Below are 17,170 nucleotides of genomic sequence, written 5' to 3' on the forward strand. Positions count from 1 at the left end.
GACAGCTGCGCCGGGACTCACCGCCGCCGGGACGGCGGCGGGCACGCGAAGGTTGTCGGCTTCCGGGGACCTGAGAGACTGGATCCATGAGTTCAGCTGCCTCGACCGACGACCGTCGTTACGTCCTCTCTCTGGGTTGCCCCGACCGCACCGGCATCGTGGCACGCATCTCGGCGTTCCTGGCCGAGATCGGCGGTTGGATCGTCGAGGCCGCGTACCACGCCGACGCCGACACCAACTGGTTCTTCACGCGGCAGGCGGTCCGGGCGTCGTCGATCAGCCTGAGCCTCGAGGAGATGCGGGAGAAGTTCGCGGCCGTCGCCGAGGAGCTGGGCCCGGAGACGGAGTGGACGCTCACCGACACCGGCGAGCGCAAGCGCGTCGTGCTGCTGGTCAGCAAGGAGGGCCACTGCCTGCACGACATCCTCGGCCGCGTCTCGGCGGGTGAGCTGCAGTGCGAGGTGGCCGCCGTCATCGGCAACCACCCGGACCTCGAGCGGGTGACCAAGCGGCACGGCGTCGACTTCCACTACGTGTCGTTCCCCAAGGACCCGGCCGAGCGCGGGCCCGCGTTCGAGCAGGTCCGCAAGCTCGTCGACGCGCACGACCCGCACGCCGTGGTGCTGGCCCGCTTCATGCAGGTGCTGCCGGCCGAACTGTGCGAGCACTGGGCCGGCCGCGCGATCAACATCCACCACAGCTTCCTGCCGTCGTTCATCGGTGCCCGCCCGTACCACCAGGCGTTCGCGCGGGGTGTGAAGCTGATCGGCGCGACGTGCCACTACGTGACCGCCGAGTTGGACGCCGGGCCGATCATCGAGCAGGACGTCATCCGCGTCGACCACACCGATCAGGTCGCCGACATGGTCCGGCAGGGCCGGGACATCGAGAAGCTGGTGCTGGCCCGCGGCCTGCGGTGGCACCTGGAGGATCGCGTCCAGGTGCACGGCCGCAAGACCGTCGTCTTCAGCTGACGGACGTCAGTTCAGCGCGCGGAGCCGCTCGACCTCGGCGTTGAAGTCGTCGACGGCCTCGACCGACGACATGTGCCCGATGCCGCGGAGCACGATCAGCCGCTCGAGGTTGTCGGCGTCGTCGAGCAGCTGCGCGACGCGGCGGGCGTGTGACGGCGGCGTGAGGCGGTCGGCGGTGCCGACCAGCACGGTGGTCGGCACCGTGAGGTTCTTCAGTCCGTCCCTGATGTCGAGGGTGCTCAGCGCCGCACCCCAGCCGCCGCGGGTGCGCGGGTGGCACTGGCTGACGATCCGCTCGCAGAAGGCGACCTCGGCGGGTGAGGAGCCGGGTGCCATCGCGACGTACTTGATGGCGCGGGCGGTCATCGGGCTGGCCGGCATCGGCAGCGCCGACCCCAGCACGGCCCGGCCCACCGGCACCGGCACCCGCGGAAAACGTTGCGGCAGTGGGATGACGGTGGTCTCGGCGACCAGGCTGTCGGTGCCGGTGCTGGCCAGCAGCACCGAGCTCGCGTACCGGTCCACCTGCTCCGGGTACTTGCCGGCCCACGCGACGATGCTCATGCCGCCCATGCTGTGCCCGACGATCTCCGCCTTCCGTCCGTCGCGCACGGTGGCGGCGAGGACAGCCGAGAGGTCGTCGGCCAGGACGTCGGGGCTCAGCGGGGTGGCGCCGATGCCGCTGCGGCCGTGGCCGCGCTGGTCGTAGGTGATGACGCGGTACTTGTCGGCGAGCGCGTTGACCTGCGGATACCAGAAGTCGGCCGAACACGTCCACCCGTGGCTGAACACGATCGGCGGCGCGTCGGGGTCGCCGTAGGCGCGCACGTGCAGTTCCGCACCGTCGGCCGAGACGACGGGAACGATCTCCGGCTCCCGTCGCGGCGTCTCGAACAGGTCGGTCCGGTCGCGGTCGGGCGTCGAGCCCCCCGCCGAGTCCGCCGCCGCCGATCGCCGTCGGGCCACCGCCACGGCGACACCCGCCGCGCCGACGACACCGACCGCCGTCCACAGCCCCTTGCGGGACTTCCGTGCACTCACTCTCACTCCCCTGTTCCTACCCTGCGCGCGGCGAGTCCGCCTCGGGCGCAGCCTGTTCGAGCTGACTCGCGGCCTTCGCGAGGGCTTTCGAGATCTGTTCTTCCACCGCCTCGGCGAACAGCGCGTGCACCGCGTCGTACGCGAGCGGGCGAACCTGGTTCACCACCGCCGCCACCTCGGAGATCGTCGCCTCGTCGAGTTCGAGCGTCTCGCCCTCGCGGGCCAGGTAGCGATCGGAGACCAATTCGACGAAACTCGCCGCGACGGCGCCGAGGTCGCGGCGCGCCGACTCGGTCTTCTCGAGGATGTCGGCCAGCGGGATGCCGGCGTCGACAAGGACCTGCGCGGCCTCGATCAGCCGCGGATTCGTCACCGAGTATTCCGTTCCGGCCTTCGCGAGCACGCCCAGACGGGTGCCCAGCGCGATGTCCGCCTCGGTGGTCTGGTCACCGAACATGCGCCGCAACTCCGAGAGCGTGAGCTTGGCCGCCCGGCGATACTTCTTCCACCGTCCGCCCGGATCGTCGGTCTCCAGGACGTCGCGCACGTGGAGTCCGTACTGCGCCGCCGTGAGCAGTTCACTGATGGTCGCGAAGGTGTACCCGCGATCGAGCATCCGGCCGATGAGATTGAGTCGCGCGAGGTGCGACTCGTTGTACCAACCGGCGCGGCCCTCCTTGCGTGGCGGCGGCAGCAGACCCCGATCCTGGTAGACCCGCACGTTGCGCACGCTCACGCCGGCCTCGCGCGCGAGGTCGTCGATGCGGTACTCCTTCATGTTCCGCCTTCCCCACTGGTACCGCGACGGCGTCGGCGATTCCGGCGCGGTCGACGGTGCGGGAAAGTCTATCGCGGTGAGCGTGGGCACTAGATGATGTGCGCCCGGCGCAGCAGCGCCTTCGACGGGCCACCGATGAGGCCGCACTCGTCGAGGAATTCGACGGTCTTGCGGCACCCCTCACGAATCATCTCCTGGTAGTGCACGTTGTTGCGTGCGGCCTCCTTGGCCTCCTCGACGTCGAGGCCGGCGGCGGCGTAGACCTGCTCGTTCACGAGGCACGTGACGACGAAGTAGGCGGTAACACCCAGCACCACGCGCTGGTACGCGAGCTTGGACCGGGAGAGGGACCTGACCCGGCGCACCGTCTCCTCGCGGGCGAACTTGATGTGCCGAGCCTCCTCGAGCACGTGGATCTTGCTCACGGTGCGGGTGATGGGCTGCACGCGCGCGTCCTTCATGAAGTCGCGCTGCATCATGTCGAGAATCTCCTCGGCGAACAGCGTGCCGCCGTACGCGAGGGAGCCGGAGGCCGTGGACTTGAACAGCCGCGCCGTGTTGAGGATCCACCGCTTGGGCCGGTACGACGGGATCCCGAACCGCTGCGCGGACCGCGCGAACATCGTCGAATGACGGCACTCGTCGGCAATCTCGTTGAGCGCGAACTGGACGTGCGGAGTGGCCGGGTCGTGCGAGTAGATGTCGCGCAACAGCATCTGCATCAGGATCATCTCGAACCAGATGCCGGTGCCGGCGACGCTCGCGGCCTCGTGCTTGGTGAGCGTGATGCGCTGCTCCTCGGTCATCCGCTCCCACAACTCGGTGCCGTACAGGCTGCACCATTCCGGCGTCATGCCGTAGAGGCCCTCGGGGATGGGCGCCTCCCAGTCGACCTCGACGAGGGGGTCGTACGACTTGCGGGCGGCGGACGCGAGCAGACGTGAGGCGGTGTCCTGCCGATCTCCCGCCCGCAGGTGGCGAGACGGCTGGGCCGCGACGGGCTCCCGGTGGATGATCGACATCGTCAACTCCTGCCCACGGACATTCACGTGACGTTCACGCAGGTCATGCCTGTTTCAGGCGTATTTCGACGATAACACCGTCACAATGAGCGTTGTCAAGGATTATCTGTAACTGTTTGTCAACAGATGCCCGGGACGACCGATGTGCGCGGAACTACCAGCGCGGACCGCGTTGGACGTCGTCGACCCGCGGACGGACGTCGACGAGGTACACGCACACCGCGACCACCGCGATGAGTCCGAGCATGTGGACCGCCCCGAACAGGAAGATCACGAGCAGTGAGGCGATCAGGATGCCGAGCCAGATCGGCTTGGTCAGCTTGTCCACGGCAGTGAAGGCATCCTTGCGCTGACGTACCGCATGGAAGATCGCGAACACCGCGGCGGCGAGAGCGAGCAACTGCAGCGCGAGCAGGATCAGACCGGTGATGCCGTGAGGATTGAACACGTTTCCATCCTACGAAGCCGTGGACGAAACGCGCAGGCCCCCACGCAACGGATTGCGCGGGGGCCGATCCCCGATGGTGGTGCGCGTGGTCAGGCGCCGGTCAGTCGGTGGCCTTCTTCGGCGCAGCCTTCTTGACGGGAGCCGCCTTCTTGGCCGCCGCGGCAGCCGGATTCGGCGGGGTGGCCGGGGTGGCCTTGGTCGACGCGGGCTTGGGCGGAGCAGCCTTCTTCGCGACCGGTGCATCCTTCTTGGGAGCCGTGGGCTCGGCAGTCACCTTGGGAGCCGCCGGCTCCGCGCTCGCCTTGGGAGCCGCCGCCTCGACGCGCTCGGCGGCCGCCTCGGTCGTGGCCTCCGCGCGCTCGCCCACGGCCTCGACGCGCTCGGCCACCGAGTCTCCGGTCTCGGCCAGGCGCTCGACCACGGTGTCGGTCGTCTCCGACAGCACGACGGCTGCCCCGTCGGCGACGTCACTGATGCGGCCGGCCGCCCGGCCGGCGAACTTCGCGGCCTGCTCACCGACGGCACGGGTCTGGCGCGCCACGGTGCCGAGCGCCTCCTCGGTGAGCTCGACGGCGTCGCCGAACACGGCCTCGGCCCGTCCCAGCTGCTCCTCGACGGCCGGCTGCTTGCGGAGCCGCTCCACCGCTTCCTCGCCGCGCTCGGCGAGCGCGACGTACAGATCGGACGCGACCTTGAGGTACGCCTCGGCGACCTTGCGCAGCTCGTCGGAGTTGAACCGCTCGCGCAGCTCGGCGAGTTCCTCCGGCAGCTCGGCCGGCAGCGCGGTCAGCCGCTCCCGCAGCTGCTCGACGCCCTCCGACACCTCGGTGGGCAGGTTGGCCCAGCGCTCGCGGGCCTCGTCGATGCGGCCGGACACGTCGGTGTTGGCGTTCTCGGCGCGGGCCCGGACCTGGGACACGACGTCGGCGACGGCCTGGACGACCAGGTCGCCGGTGCCGACGGCGGCAAAGAACGGCGTCTTCACGTTCTCGATGAACTTCGGATCAGTCATTGTCGGAACTCCTGTCGAGTGGATCTGCGATCTCGTGCTCTTCTTCGTCCGCGGTAGCCGTACCCCCCGGGGACTGATCGGCCGTGTCGGACTGGGCGGACTTGTCGGCGTCGTTCTCCCGACAGAACGACTCGTAGATCTCGAGCAGCACCTGCTTCTGTCGCTCGGTGATGGCACCGTCGGCGAGCAGCGCGTCCCGAACCGGGCTGTGCGGGCGCTTCTCGAGAATCCCGGCCTGCATGTACAGAACCTCGGACGAGACCCGCAACCCCTTCGCGATCTGCGCGAGGACGTCGGCGGACGGCTTGCGCAGCCCGCGTTCGATCTGACTCAGGTAGGGATTGCTGACGCCGGCGAGTTGCGCGAGCTGGCGCAGAGACACCTGCGCCGCTTCGCGCTGCGAGCGGATGAAACCGCCGATGTCGTGGGCGGCACCCGCGACGACGCGCGCCGCACCACCCATGTCGTCGGGCTCGTCGACCATCAGCACTCCCTGCTTCTGTACGCAGGATCCACCGTAGGACAGGGTGCTAACTATTGCAAGCACTCTGCTAGCAGGCGTGGGTGGCTCACGCGAACAGCAGCTGCGAGAACGTGTAGATCGCCAGGCCCGCGAGCGCGCCGACGACGGTGCCGTTGATCCGGATGAACTGGAGATCGCGGCCCACCTGCAATTCGATCTTGCGGCTCGCCTCCTCCGCGTCCCACCGCTGCACGGTCTCGGTGATGACCGCGGTGATCTCGTCGGTGTAGTTCGAGGCGACGTAGCGCGTGCCCGCCAGCAGCCAGCCGTCCACCTTCGAGCGCAACTCCGTGTCGTCGCGCAGCCGCACCCCCAACGTCGCGACGTTCTCGGCGATCTTGCGGCGCAGCGTGCTGTTCGGGTCGTCGACCGACTCCATGATCAGCCGCTTGGCCACCCGCCACGTGGCCGCGGCGAGGCCGGTGATCTCCTCGCGGCCCATGATCTCGGTCTTGATCGCCTCGGCCTTCGCGATGGTCGCGGGATCGTTCTGGAGATCGTCCGCGAAATCGACGAGGAACCGGTTGGCCGCCAGTCGCACCTCGTGCTCGGGGTTGGAGCGGACCTTCCACGTGAACTCCACGAGTTCGCGATAGATCTTCTCGCCCAGCATCGCGTCGACGAACTTCGGCGACCAGCTCGGCGAGTCCCGGCTGATGATCCGGTCGATCGTGTCCTGGCTGTTCAGCGCCCACTGGTGCGCGCGCTCGGCCAGCAGATCCAGCAGCGGCAACTGCCGATTCTCGCGCAGCAGTTCGGCCAGCACCTTGCCGATGGGCGGCCCCCAGTCCGGCTCGGCGATCCGCCGGACGATGGTGTTGTCGATGATCGCGGTGATGTCGTCGTCCTGCAGGACCTCGACCACCCCGCGCAGCAGCGTCGACGTCTCGGCTGCGACCCGTTGCGCGTGCACGGGCTCGGCCATCCACGTGCCCACCCGCAACGGGATCTGCGCGCTGCTCACCTTCGCCGACACCACCTCGGGCGCCAGGAAGTTGTCGCCGACGAAGCTGCTCAGGCTTTCGCCGAGCTGGTCCTTCTTGCGCTTGATGATCGCGGTGTGCGGGATCTTGATCCCGAGCGGGTGCCGGAACAGGGCGGTCACCGCGAACCAGTCGGCCAGTGCGCCCACCATGCCGGCTTCGGACGCGGCGCGCACGTACCCGACCCAGCCGCCGGCGCCGCGGGTCTCCTGCCATCGGCAGAAGAGGTAGACGACGGTCGCGACCACGAGGAACCCCGTCGCGACCGCCTTCATCTTCCGCAGTTCGCGACGTTTGGCGTCGTCGTCGAAGACGCCCGCGAAGGACGTCGGAGCGTCGGCCCGGGGCGACTGCGACCGGGACCGGCTCGTGGGCTGCGCGGACGGCTGTTCTGACTGCACGGGCTGCACACCCGACATTGTGCCGAAATCCGCGGTCGACGCGGTGGTACCGCGAGATAGACGTCACTTACGCCGGACTCGCCCACTAAGCTGATCTTCTGGATCAACCCCGAACGGATGTGGCGAAACCCAGTGCCGAAGCAAAGCGCAGATCTGCAGCAGACAACCGAAGAGACGATCGCTCCCGCGGCGAAACCCGACGGCCGCAAGCGACGTTGGCGCGAACACAAGATCGCGCGCCGTGAGGAACTCGTCGACGGCACCATCGCGGCGATCCGGGCGCGGGGCCGCGACGTCGGCATGGACGACATCGCATCCGAGATCGGCGTCTCCAAGACCGTGCTGTACCGGTACTTCACCGACAAGAACGACCTGACGAGCGCGACCATGATGCGCTACGTGGAGACCATCCTGGCGCCGCGTATGTACGAGGCGATCGGCGAGGACCTCGACGAGTACGAGCTCACTCGGGTCGCGATCTCGGCGTACGTGGAGACGGTCGCCGCGGACCCCGAGGTCTACCTGTACGTGATGGCGAACAGTGCCGGCCCCAACCGCGACGTCGTCGCGGACTCCGAGCGCATGATCGCGGAGCTGCTCGCGACGGTCCTCGGGGAACGCCTGCGCAGCATGGAGATGGACTCCGGCGGCTCGGTGCCGTGGGCGTACGGCGTGGTGGGCGCGGTGCAGCTGGCGACGCACTGGTGGATCTCCAACCAGTCGATGTCGACCGAGGACCTCATCGACTACCTGGTGATGATGACGTGGGGCGGCATCTCCGGCATCGCGGCCTCCAACGGTTCCCCGACGCGCTTCAAGGCGGTGCCGCACCCGCTGCGCGAGCAGGGCGCCGACGACTGATCACCTGGCACAGCTTGTGTGACCGCGAGTAACAAGTATTCTGGCGGTGTGACCGAATTCACCGACGAGCCCGACGGCTACCGCGGGCCCGCACACATCACCGTCGAGGGGCACGCGCCCGTGATCGTCGACGTCGAGCTGTCCGGCAACTTCGAGCCCATCAGCGGGCGATTCGTGTGGCGGGGCCGCGTCCGCGAACTCACCCGCGCCCTGGGCGCCGAGACCGAGGTGACCGCGGGAACGGAGCTGACGATCGCGACCCCCGAGGGGTCCGGTGTCGCGCGGGTCAGCGGACTGGACCTGTGGGGAAGTCACATGGTCGACGGCGTCACCCGCCCGCCCTTCCCGGTCATGGAGGACACCGAGGGACTGCTCTAGTGTGATGTGATCTGCGGCACGTGACGCAGCGTGTCCGTGCTCCCAGTCCGTCGTCACTCCCGCACCCGGAGGTCTTCGTTGGCCGACAAGGTCCCCACGTCCCGTCTCGTGCGGGGCTCGAAACTCGGCCAGGTCGCGGCCGGCCGGGCAATCCGCACCGCCGGCACCAGGGTGTCGATGATCGGTCGGTCGGAGGAGGTGCGCGCCCGGCTGGCGGAGAAGTCCTCGATCGCCGCGGCCGAGCAGTTGGTCACCGTCCTCGGCAGCATGAAGGGCGTGGCGATGAAGCTCGGCCAGATGCTGTCGATCCTCGATCTCGACCTGGTTCCCGAGGAACACCGCGCGGACTTCCAACGCAAACTGGCCGCGCTCCGGGACCAGGCTCCGACGACGTCGTTCGAGTCGATGCGGGCAGTGATCGAGTCGGACTACGGGCGTCCGATCGCGGAGGTGTTCGCGGATTTCGATCCCGAACCGGTCGCGGCCGCGTCGATCGGTCAGGTGTACCGGGCAAGGCTGCACGACGGCCGGGAAGTCGCCGTCAAGGTGCAGTATCCCGGCATCGACGCGGCGATCCGCGCCGACCTGAAGAACCTCACGATGTTCCTCAAGATCTGGAAGTCGACGGTGCCGACCCTGTCGACCCCGGCGCTCCTCAACGAGCTGCGCCTGAATTTCGAGGGCGAACTCGACTACGAGCGCGAGGCCCGCACGCAGCACGAGATCGCGCGCCTGTACGCCGGCCACCCGTTCATCGCGATCCCCGACAGCATGCCGGAGCTGAGCACGCGGCGGGTGTTGGTGAGCGAGTTCTTCGGCGGCACCGGTTTCGCCGGGATTCGCGCGCTCCCCCAGGCCGAGCGGAACCGCGTCGGCGAGATCATCTTCCGCTTCTACATCGGGTCGCTGTACCGCCACCACGAGTTCTGCGGCGATCCGCATCCCGGGAACGTCTTGCTGGGCGCCGACGGCCGGGTCGGGTTCGTCGACTTCGGCTTGTTCAATCGCATGGATCCCGTGCACGTCGAGTTCGAGAAGCGGTGTCTGCGCGCGGCCACCGAGGGACGCCGGGACGACCTGTACGCGCTCATGGTCGAGCGCGGGGTCATCGCGCCCGGCGCCGACGTCACGCCCGACGAGTGCTTCGAGTACGTGTGCGCCGCGGCCGAGTGGAACCTGGTGGACGAGGAGATCGCGATCACGCCCGAGATGGCGAGCACCGGTTTCCTGCTGGCGATCGATCCGCGCGCCTCGGAGTTCTCCGGAATGAAGAGCCAGAACCTGCCGCCCGAGCATCTCTTCTCGCGCCGCGCGGACTTCCTCACTTTCGGCGTCCTGGGACAGCTGGACGCGAGCGCCAACTGGCACCGGATCGGCCGCGAATGGGTGTACGACGCGGCGCCCGCGACGGAGCTCGGCGCCGCCGAGGAGAAGTGGCGGTCCGGTCGCAGCTGAGGCGTCCGGCCGGGCGATGCCCGGACGAACGTACTGCGTTGTGGCACAGTTCTGTCCATGGCTGCGGACGCGAACGACCTGTGGACCACCCCCGCCGTCGAGGCCCTGCGGGCGGGTCCGCACACCAAGGTGGCGGACATCGATCCGCGGGCCACGCCCGGGTTCGTGGGCAACAAGTCCGACGGCGAGCGCCTGCTCGAGGAACGAGGCGCGGTGCTGTCCGCGCTGCAGGAGAAGTTGTACGCCAACGGCCGGTCCGGAGATCAGCGCGCGGTCCTGCTGATCCTGCAGGGCATGGACACCGCCGGTAAGGGCGGAATGGTTCGGCACGTCATCGGACACGTGGATCCGCAGGGCGTCGATCACGCCGCGTTCGGGGTGCCGACCGAGGAGGAGAAGCGCCATCACTACCTGTGGCGCATCAACAAGGCGCTGCCCCGCGGCGGGCAGCTCGGGGTGTTCGACCGCTCGCACTACGAGGACGTGCTGGTGGTGCGGGTGCACGACCTGGTGCCGCCGACCGTGTGGAGCGGCCGCTACGCCGAGATCAACCAGTTCGAGCGCGAACTGGTGGACAACGGGACGACGCTGGTGAAGGTCGCGATGTTCGTCTCCCTGGACGAGCAGAAGCGCCGACTGGCCGAGCGCCTCGACCGCCGCGACAAGTACTGGAAGTACAACCCCGGCGACGTCACCGAACGGGCGCTGTGGCCGCAGTACCAGGAGGCGTACCAAGCCATGCTGGACCGCACGTCGACCGACCACGCGCCGTGGTACGTCGTGCCGTGTGATCGCAAGTGGTACAGCCGGATCGCGGTGACCGAACTGTTGATCGACGCGCTCACCCGGCTCGATCTGGACTGGCCGCCCGCCGAGTTCGACATCGAGGTCGAGAAGCAGCGCCTGGCCCGCTCCTGAACCGGGCGCGACCGCCCCCGCCGATCACAGCATGTGCGGGGTGCTGTGGTGCAGCTTGTGGTCGTGCCGGGTCACGCCGCCGAAGATCGCGGCGGACAGCGCGAACGCCGTGAACGCCGCCAGCCCGGCAACCAGCGCCCACCCGGCGAAACCGCCTCCGGCGGCCACCAGGAACAGGCCTGTCAGCGCGATACCGACGAGTGCCAGCCCGTAGCCGGCCCATCCGGCGAAGTCGTTGATCGTCATCTCCCGGCTCCCTCCTCGAAGGCGGCGTAGAGGTCCGTGACCCGAAACTACGCCGCGTCGAGGAGGGAGGGCAGAGACCGGAGATACCGGACGGATATCAGAACGTGGCGGCGTCGATCACGAATCGGTAGCGCACGTCGCTGCCGACGACGCGGTCGTAGGCCTCGTTGATCCGATCGGCGGAGATCAGTTCGATCTCCGCGCCGATGCCGTGCTCGGCACAGAAGTCCAGCATCTCCTGGGTCTGCGGGATGCCGCCGACGAGCGATCCGGCCAGGCTGCGCCGATTCTTGAGCAGCGAGAAGCCCCGCACGGAGATCGGGTTCTCCGGCAGCCCCAGTTCGACGAGCGTGCCGTCGAGCGCGAGCATCGACAGGTAGCGGTCCATGTCCAGGTTGACCGAGACGGTGTTGAGGATCAGGTCGAACCGGCCGCGCAGCGCCTTGAAGGTCTCCTTCTCGGCGGTCGCGTAGTAGTGGTCCGCCCCGAAGCGCAGGCCGTCGTCTTTCTTGCTCAGCGACTGGCTCAGCACGGTGACCTCGGCGCCCATCGCGTGCGCGATCTTGACGCCGACGTGTCCCAGGCCGCCCATCCCGACGATCGCGACCTTCTTGCCCGGGCCGGCGCCCCAGTGCGCGAGCGGCGAGTACAACGTGATGCCGGCGCACAGCAGCGGCGCCGCGACGTCGAGCTCGAGCCCGTCCGGGACCGACAGCACGAAGTCCTCGTCGACGACGATGTGTGTGGAATACCCGCCCGCGGTGCGCTTCCCGTCGCGGCCGACGGTGTTGTAGGTGTCGACGACACCGTTCTGGCAGTACTGCTCCTCGCCGGCTTCGCAGCTGGCGCACGTGCGGCACGAGTCGACGAAACAGCCGACCCCGACCCGGTCACCGACGGCGTGCTTGGTGACGTCGGACCCGACCTGCGCGACGATGCCGGTGATCTCGTGTCCCGGCACCACCGGGTAGCTGGTGCCGCCCCACTCGTTGCGGGCGGTGTGGATGTCGGAGTGGCAGATGCCGGCGTACTTGATGTCGATGAGCACGTCGCGCGGTCCCACGTCGCGGCGTTCGATGGTGGTTTTTTCGAGGGGCCCGTCTGCGGAGTTCGCTGCATAGGCGGAGACGTCGATCATGTCTGTATGCCTACTCCCCTTCCCGAAGTGAACGCAACGAACGACCGCTCACGTGCGAGGGGACGCAGCACGCCGAGACCGGATCCGCAGACGATTCGGTCCCGGCGTGCTGCACAGGCCGGCGTGCCTACCCCTGCGCGGCACGCCGCCGCAAACGCCGAGCCGCCGCGACCAGATTGCGCAGCGACGGCTCGAGCTGCCAGTAGTGGCGGGTCTTGAGGCCGCCGTCGGGGTTCGCCCACAACCGGTCGAGTTCCACCGATTCGGCGGCCTCCGTCAGCAGGGCGTCGAGTTCGTCGATGTCGGGGATACGCGCCGACCGGCTCTCGTACACGCCGGGCCCGACGCCGTGCGTGAGAGCCTTCTCCTTGATCGCCTCGAGCACCCAGCTGATCGACCGCGTCGCGACGATCGCGGTGACGTCGGCGTCGAGTCGTTCGATGGCGTCCACGACGGACCGCTGACCGGAATAGGTCAGGTGCGTGTGGATCTGCGTCGCCGGCTTGGCCCCGCCGGTGGCCAGACGGAACGCGTCGACGGCCCAGTCCAGGTACTCCTTGCGCCCGGTCTTCCGCAGCGGCAGCAGTTCCCGGATGGCCGGCTCGTCGACCTGGATGATCGCGATACCGGCGGCCTCGAGGTCGGCGATCTCGTCCCGGATCGCGAGCGCCAACTGGTCGGCGGTCTCGTGCAGCGGCTGGTCCTGACGCACGAACGAGCGCGCCAGCATCGTGACCGGACCGGTGAGCATGCCCTTGACCGGCTTGTCGGTCAGGGACTGCGCGTACGTGATCCACTCGACGGTCATCGGCTTCGGGCGACGGACGTCGCCGTACAGCACCGGCGGACGGGTGCACCGTGAGCCGTACGCCTGCACCCAGCCGTTGTGGGTGAACGCGTAGCCCTCGAGCAGTTCCGCGAAGTACTGCACCATGTCGTTGCGCTCGTGCTCGCCGTGAACGAAGACGTCCAGGCCGATGTCCTCCTGCAGCGCGATCGTCTTGGCGATCTCGTCCTGGATCCGCTTGTAGTACTCGTCCCAGTCCAGGCGACCCTCGCCCAGTTCGTAACGGGCCTGGCGGATCTCGTCCGTCTGCGGGAACGACCCGAGCGTGGTCGCGGGCACCGGCGGGAGGTTCAGCCGCGCCTGCTGCGCGATCCGGCGCTCCTCGTACGGCGCGCGCACACGATGCTCGGGACGGATGGCGTTGACCCGGGCGCGGACGTCGTGCTTCTGCTTGAAATGCACGGACGTCGGCTTCTTGCGCCACCGCTCGGACGGTCCCTCGGTGAGGGCGCGCGCGAGCGAGACCACCTCGCCCACCTTCTGTTTCGCGAACGCGAGCCGGTCCGCGACGTCCCCGGGCATGTCGTACTCCATGAGCACGTCGTACGGCACGTGCAGCAGCGAGCACGAGGTGGAGACCACCAGGTCCGGGGTGACGTCCTTGATCTGGTTCAGGTAGGTGAGCGTGTTGAACCGGTCGACGCGCCACACGTTGCGGCCGTCGACGATGCCGGCGTAGATCCGCTTGCGCCGGATCCCGGGGATCTTCGCCAGATCCTCGGCGGTGATGCGGCCGTTGACCAGGTCCAACCCCAGGGCCTCGACGGGGGTCGCGGCCAAAATCGGCAGCGCCTCCCCCAGCGAGCCGTACGGCCCGGTGACGAGGATGCGCGGGCGCAGCGGAGCGTGCGCGAGCTTCTCGTAGGCGCGGCCGAGCGCCGCCAGCTCCTCCGGGGTGCGATCCTCGGTGAAGCACGGCTCGTCCAGCTGGACGCACGTCGCGCCGGCCTTCGCGAGCTGCGCGAACAACTTCTCGTACTCCGGCAGCAGCCGGTCGAGCAGGTCGAGTGTCGCGAATCCTTCGGCAGTGGAGCCGGGCGCGACCTTCGACAGCAGCAGCAGCGACACCGGTCCGAGAACGACCGGACGCAGTTCGATACCCCGCGCCTTGGCCCGCTCGAACTCGTCGAGCACTGTCGCCGAACGCAATTCGAACGTCGAGTTCTCCGACAGTTCGGGCTGGCGGTAGTGGTAGTTGGTCCCGAAGAACCGCACCAGTTCGAGCGGAGGGAAGTCGGGCCGGCCGCGGGCCAACGTGAAGTAGAAGTCGAGGGGATCGAGTTCGCTCTCGAGCGGTGCGAACCGCTCGGGCACCGCACCGAAGAGCAGCGCGTTGTCGAGCACGTGGTCGTAGTAGGAGAACGTGTTTCCGGGAACCTGGGTCAACCCGGTCGCGGCCAGCTCACTCCACGTCTGCTCCTGCAGTTCCCGTGCCACGGAGACGAGTTGGGACTGGGAGCCGGTGCCGTGCCAGTAGGCCTCGAGGGCCCGCTTGAGTTCACGGCGGGGCCCGATGCGCGGGTATCCGAGGACACTGGATCCGTACCCGGCGGTGTTTGCGGCGGACATGCGGATCGACCTTTCCCTTCAAGCGCCTCGCGCCCGTGCACCCTGTCCGCTGCCGAGAGTGCGGACAAGGCACACGGGCGCCGAGGAGCTGGCTGGTGTTGCCGTAAAGTGCTGTCTAGCTTGCCTTCTTGGTGGCACGGCCGTTGTCGGCGTATTCGTAGAAGCCGGCACCCGACTTCTTGCCGACGAGCCCTGCCTCGACCATCCGCAGCAGCAGTGGCGGGGCCGAGTACAGCGGCTCCTTGAACTCCTCGTACATCGAGTCGGCGATCGACTTGACGGTGTCAAGTCCCACCAGATCGGTCAGCGCGAGCGGACCCATCGGGTGCGCACATCCGAGCACCATCGCCTTGTCGACGTCTTCCTTGGTGGCGAAACCGGACTCCACCATGCGGATCGCGGAGAGCAGGTACGGCACCAGCAGCGCGTTGACGACGAAACCGGACCGGTCCGCCGACCGCACCACCTGCTTGCCGAGCAACTCGCTCGCGAACGTCTCCGCCCGCGCGGACACCGCGGGGCTGGTCTTGAGCGTCGTGACCAGCTCGACGAGCGGGAGGACGGGAACCGGATTGAAGAAGTGCATCCCGATCACGCGCTCCGGCGCCTTGGTCGCGATACCCAGCTTCATGATCGGGATCGAGGACGTGTTCGATGCGAGCACCGCGTCCGGATCCGTCACGATCTCGTCGAGTTCGGTGAAGATCTCGCTCTTGATCTTCTCGTCCTCGACGACGGCCTCCACTACGAGCTGCCGGTCTGCGAAGTCACCGAGGTCGGAGGTGAAGCGCAGCCGCCAGGCGGCCTGCTCCCGCTCGCGTTCGGTGATCTTGCCACTGCTCACTCCGCGATCGAGCGAGCGCAGGATGCGCGAGCGTCCCGCCGCAGCGAGCTCGCGGGTCTGCTCGAACACCAGCACGTCGATGTGTGCACGAGCGCACACCTCGGCGATTCCGGAACCCATGATGCCGGCGCCGATCACGCCGACGCGCTGAATCTTTTCGCTGGTCACGTCAGCTCCTTTTCGAAGTGGAGGTCGGGTTCCCCGGAGGGGTCGGCGTAGGAGGACACCCCACCGACCCCTCCCGAGAGGTCGAGAGGCCTAGTGGAACTGGCCCTCTTCGGTGGAGCCCTTGAGGGCAGCCGTCGAGGTGTTGGGGTCGACGGTGGTGGCGATCGAGTCGAAGTAGCCGGCACCGACCTCACGCTGGTGCTTGATCGCGGTGAAGCCGCGCTCCTCGGCAGCCTTGAACTCGCGCTCCTGCAGGTCGACGAAGGCGGTCATGCCCTCGCGGGCGTAGCCGTGCGCCAGGTCGAACATGCCGTAGTTGAGCGAGTGGAAGCCGGCCAGGGTGATGAACTGGAACTTGAAGCCCATCGCGCCGAGCTCCTTCTGGAACTTCGCGATGGTCGAGTCGTCCAGGTGCGCCTTCCAGTTGAAGGACGGCGAGCAGTTGTACGCCAGCAGCTGGTCCGGGAACTCGCTGCGGACGGCCTCGGCGAACTTCTTGGCGACCTCGAGGTCCGGGACACCGGTCTCCATCCAGATGAGGTCGGAGTACGGGGCGTAGGCCTTGGCGCGGGCGATGCAGGGCTCGATGCCGTTCTTGACGTGGTAGAAGCCCTCGGCGGTGCGCTCACCGGTGATGAACTCGCGGTCGCGCTCGTCGACGTCCGAGGTGATCAGCGTGGCGGCCTCGGCGTCGGTGCGGGCGATGACGACCGTCGGGACGTCGGCGACGTCGGCGGCCAGACGAGCGGAGGTCAGCGTGCGGATGTGCTGCTGGGTGGGGATGAGCACCTTGCCACCGAGGTGGCCGCACTTCTTCTCCGACGCGAGCTGGTCCTCCCAGTGCGAGCCGGCGACACCGGCCGCGATCATGGCCTTCTGCAGCTCGTAGACGTTGAGGGCGCCGCCGAAGCCGGCCTCACCGTCGGCGACGATCGGAGCGAGCCAGTTGTCGACCGAGGTGTCACCCTCGACCTTGGCGATCTCGTCGGCGCGCAGCAGCGCGTTGTTGATGCGGCGGACGACCTGCGGAACCGAGTTCGCGGGGTACAGCGACTGGTCGGGGTAGGTGTGACCGGACAGGTTCGCGTCACCGGCGACCTGCCAGCCGGAGAGGTAGATGGCCTTGAGGCCCGCGCGGACCTGCTGGACGGCCTGGTTGCCGGTGAGAGCACCGAGCGAGTTGATGTAGTCCTCGTTGTTGACGAGATCCCAGAGGATCTCCGAACCGCGACGAGCGAGGGTGGCCTCTTCGACCACGGTGCCCTGCAGCTTGACGACCTGCTCGGCCGTGTAGTTGCGCGTGACGCCCTTCCAGCGAGGGTTGGTGTCCCAATCCTTCTGGATCTCTTCTGCGGTCCTCGGGGTGCCGGTGGTCGACATCGAAAGCTCCACTTCTTCTCTGCTGCTACGGCCGGTACGGGCGTACTGCTTCGCACCATTGCCAGGCCGTTCGGATGTACCAACCGACAATGGCACAGACGAAAACGGTCGTCTACCTGTTGCTAATGCCAATCTTCGCTAGGTTTTCATTTCAATCTGCGAAGCTTGCTAATTATCAAGCGGC

17 protein-coding genes are annotated in these 17,170 nt (G+C 68.0%); 5 read left to right on the plus strand and 12 right to left on the minus strand.

What is annotated here, in order from left to right:
• The first annotated feature begins 86 nt into the window (after positions 1 to 86).
• A complete protein-coding gene (purU, locus tag E7742_RS14870) occupies positions 87 to 974 on the plus strand; it encodes a formyltetrahydrofolate deformylase (RefSeq protein ID WP_137799632.1) in 888 nt (295 codons plus the stop codon).
• Between the two features lie 6 nt (positions 975 to 980).
• Here purU and E7742_RS14875 read toward each other — a convergent pair whose 3' ends face one another.
• The 7 genes from E7742_RS14875 to E7742_RS14905 form a co-directional block, all read right to left on the minus strand.
• Complete coding sequence (locus E7742_RS14875; protein WP_137799633.1) at positions 981 to 2,021, minus strand: alpha/beta fold hydrolase; 1,041 nt, start codon at positions 2,019 to 2,021, stop codon at positions 981 to 983.
• Positions 2,022 to 2,031: 10 nt separating this feature from the next.
• On the minus strand, positions 2,032 to 2,793 hold the full coding sequence (locus E7742_RS14880) for a MerR family transcriptional regulator (RefSeq protein WP_137799634.1): 762 nt from the start codon (positions 2,791 to 2,793) through the stop codon (positions 2,032 to 2,034).
• An 89-nt stretch (positions 2,794 to 2,882) separates the two neighbouring features.
• The gene (locus E7742_RS14885) at positions 2,883 to 3,815 is read right to left on the minus strand and encodes an AurF N-oxygenase family protein (RefSeq protein WP_137799635.1); all 933 of its coding nucleotides are present in this window, start codon (positions 3,813 to 3,815) and stop codon (positions 2,883 to 2,885) included.
• A gap of 154 nt (positions 3,816 to 3,969) precedes the next feature.
• The gene (locus tag E7742_RS14890) at positions 3,970 to 4,263 is read right to left on the minus strand and encodes a DUF2516 family protein (protein WP_137799636.1); all 294 of its coding nucleotides are present in this window, start codon (positions 4,261 to 4,263) and stop codon (positions 3,970 to 3,972) included.
• A 100-nt stretch (positions 4,264 to 4,363) separates the two neighbouring features.
• Positions 4,364 to 5,275, minus strand: coding sequence for a heparin-binding hemagglutinin (locus tag E7742_RS14895; RefSeq protein ID WP_137799637.1), 912 nt, complete (start codon positions 5,273 to 5,275; stop codon positions 4,364 to 4,366).
• Positions 5,268 to 5,759, minus strand: coding sequence for a helix-turn-helix domain-containing protein (locus E7742_RS14900; RefSeq protein ID WP_137799638.1), 492 nt, complete (start codon positions 5,757 to 5,759; stop codon positions 5,268 to 5,270). The genes E7742_RS14895 and E7742_RS14900 overlap by 8 nt, the downstream gene beginning before the upstream one ends.
• 85 nt (positions 5,760 to 5,844) lie before the next feature.
• The gene (locus E7742_RS14905; protein ID WP_254699332.1) at positions 5,845 to 7,056 is read right to left on the minus strand and encodes a DUF445 domain-containing protein; all 1,212 of its coding nucleotides are present in this window, start codon (positions 7,054 to 7,056) and stop codon (positions 5,845 to 5,847) included.
• Positions 7,057 to 7,299: 243 nt separating this feature from the next.
• On the opposite strand from E7742_RS14905, the gene E7742_RS14910 reads away from it, so the two are divergent.
• The 4 genes from E7742_RS14910 (at position 7,300) to E7742_RS14925 (ending at position 10,794) form a co-directional block, all read left to right on the plus strand.
• Positions 7,300 to 8,043: a TetR/AcrR family transcriptional regulator gene (locus E7742_RS14910; protein ID WP_137799640.1), complete on the plus strand. Its 744-nt coding sequence runs from the start codon at positions 7,300 to 7,302 to the stop codon at positions 8,041 to 8,043.
• 48 nt (positions 8,044 to 8,091) lie between these two features.
• A complete protein-coding gene (locus E7742_RS14915; RefSeq protein WP_137799641.1) occupies positions 8,092 to 8,421 on the plus strand; it encodes a DUF4873 domain-containing protein in 330 nt (109 codons plus the stop codon).
• 78 nt (positions 8,422 to 8,499) lie between these two features.
• The gene (locus tag E7742_RS14920) at positions 8,500 to 9,876 is read left to right on the plus strand and encodes an ABC1 kinase family protein (protein ID WP_137799642.1); all 1,377 of its coding nucleotides are present in this window, start codon (positions 8,500 to 8,502) and stop codon (positions 9,874 to 9,876) included.
• A gap of 57 nt (positions 9,877 to 9,933) precedes the next feature.
• Positions 9,934 to 10,794, plus strand: a complete 861-nt coding sequence (locus tag E7742_RS14925) for a polyphosphate kinase 2 family protein (RefSeq protein ID WP_137799643.1) — start codon at positions 9,934 to 9,936, stop codon at positions 10,792 to 10,794.
• Between the two features lie 24 nt (positions 10,795 to 10,818).
• Here E7742_RS14925 and E7742_RS14930 read toward each other — a convergent pair whose 3' ends face one another.
• From E7742_RS14930 to aceA, 5 genes are all read right to left on the minus strand, one after another.
• Positions 10,819 to 11,040, minus strand: coding sequence for a hypothetical protein (locus E7742_RS14930; RefSeq protein ID WP_137799644.1), 222 nt, complete (start codon positions 11,038 to 11,040; stop codon positions 10,819 to 10,821).
• Between the two features lie 97 nt (positions 11,041 to 11,137).
• Entirely contained in the window at positions 11,138 to 12,178 is a 1,041-nt protein-coding gene (locus E7742_RS14935) for an NAD(P)-dependent alcohol dehydrogenase (protein ID WP_137799645.1), read from the minus strand.
• Positions 12,179 to 12,305: 127 nt separating this feature from the next.
• Positions 12,306 to 14,594: a 5-methyltetrahydropteroyltriglutamate--homocysteine S-methyltransferase gene (gene metE / locus E7742_RS14940; protein WP_137799646.1), complete on the minus strand. Its 2,289-nt coding sequence runs from the start codon at positions 14,592 to 14,594 to the stop codon at positions 12,306 to 12,308.
• Between the two features lie 115 nt (positions 14,595 to 14,709).
• A complete protein-coding gene (locus E7742_RS14945) occupies positions 14,710 to 15,606 on the minus strand; it encodes a 3-hydroxybutyryl-CoA dehydrogenase (RefSeq protein ID WP_137799647.1) in 897 nt (298 codons plus the stop codon).
• A 90-nt stretch (positions 15,607 to 15,696) separates the two neighbouring features.
• The gene (gene aceA, locus E7742_RS14950) at positions 15,697 to 16,986 is read right to left on the minus strand and encodes an isocitrate lyase (RefSeq protein WP_137799648.1); all 1,290 of its coding nucleotides are present in this window, start codon (positions 16,984 to 16,986) and stop codon (positions 15,697 to 15,699) included.
• Positions 16,987 to 17,170: the final 184 nt, after the last annotated feature.

Origin of the sequence: Rhodococcus sp. SGAir0479 (genome assembly GCF_005484805.1) — a bacterium.
Lineage (GTDB): Bacteria > Actinomycetota > Actinomycetes > Mycobacteriales > Mycobacteriaceae > Prescottella.

What these genes read in the sequence shown, in the direction of transcription:
- E7742_RS14925 (WP_137799643.1), top strand. Translation starts at nt 9,934, where the DNA reads ATGGCTGCGGACGCGAACGACCTGTGGACCACCCCCGCCGTCGAGGCC.
- E7742_RS14910 (WP_137799640.1), top strand. Translation starts at nt 7,300, where the DNA reads ATGTGGCGAAACCCAGTGCCGAAGCAAAGCGCAGATCTGCAGCAGACA.
- purU (WP_137799632.1), top strand. Translation starts at nt 87, where the DNA reads ATGAGTTCAGCTGCCTCGACCGACGACCGTCGTTACGTCCTCTCTCTG.
- metE (WP_137799646.1), bottom strand. Translation starts at nt 14,594, where the DNA reads ATGTCCGCCGCAAACACCGCCGGGTACGGATCCAGTGTCCTCGGATAC.
- aceA (WP_137799648.1), bottom strand. Translation starts at nt 16,986, where the DNA reads ATGTCGACCACCGGCACCCCGAGGACCGCAGAAGAGATCCAGAAGGAT.
- E7742_RS14935 (WP_137799645.1), bottom strand. Translation starts at nt 12,178, where the DNA reads ATGATCGACGTCTCCGCCTATGCAGCGAACTCCGCAGACGGGCCCCTC.
- E7742_RS14930 (WP_137799644.1), bottom strand. Translation starts at nt 11,040, where the DNA reads ATGACGATCAACGACTTCGCCGGATGGGCCGGCTACGGGCTGGCACTC.
- E7742_RS14885 (WP_137799635.1), bottom strand. Translation starts at nt 3,815, where the DNA reads ATGTCGATCATCCACCGGGAGCCCGTCGCGGCCCAGCCGTCTCGCCAC.
- E7742_RS14900 (WP_137799638.1), bottom strand. Translation starts at nt 5,759, where the DNA reads ATGGTCGACGAGCCCGACGACATGGGTGGTGCGGCGCGCGTCGTCGCG.
- E7742_RS14905 (WP_254699332.1), bottom strand. Translation starts at nt 7,056, where the DNA reads ATGAAGGCGGTCGCGACGGGGTTCCTCGTGGTCGCGACCGTCGTCTAC.
- E7742_RS14880 (WP_137799634.1), bottom strand. Translation starts at nt 2,793, where the DNA reads ATGAAGGAGTACCGCATCGACGACCTCGCGCGCGAGGCCGGCGTGAGC.
- E7742_RS14895 (WP_137799637.1), bottom strand. Translation starts at nt 5,275, where the DNA reads ATGACTGATCCGAAGTTCATCGAGAACGTGAAGACGCCGTTCTTTGCC.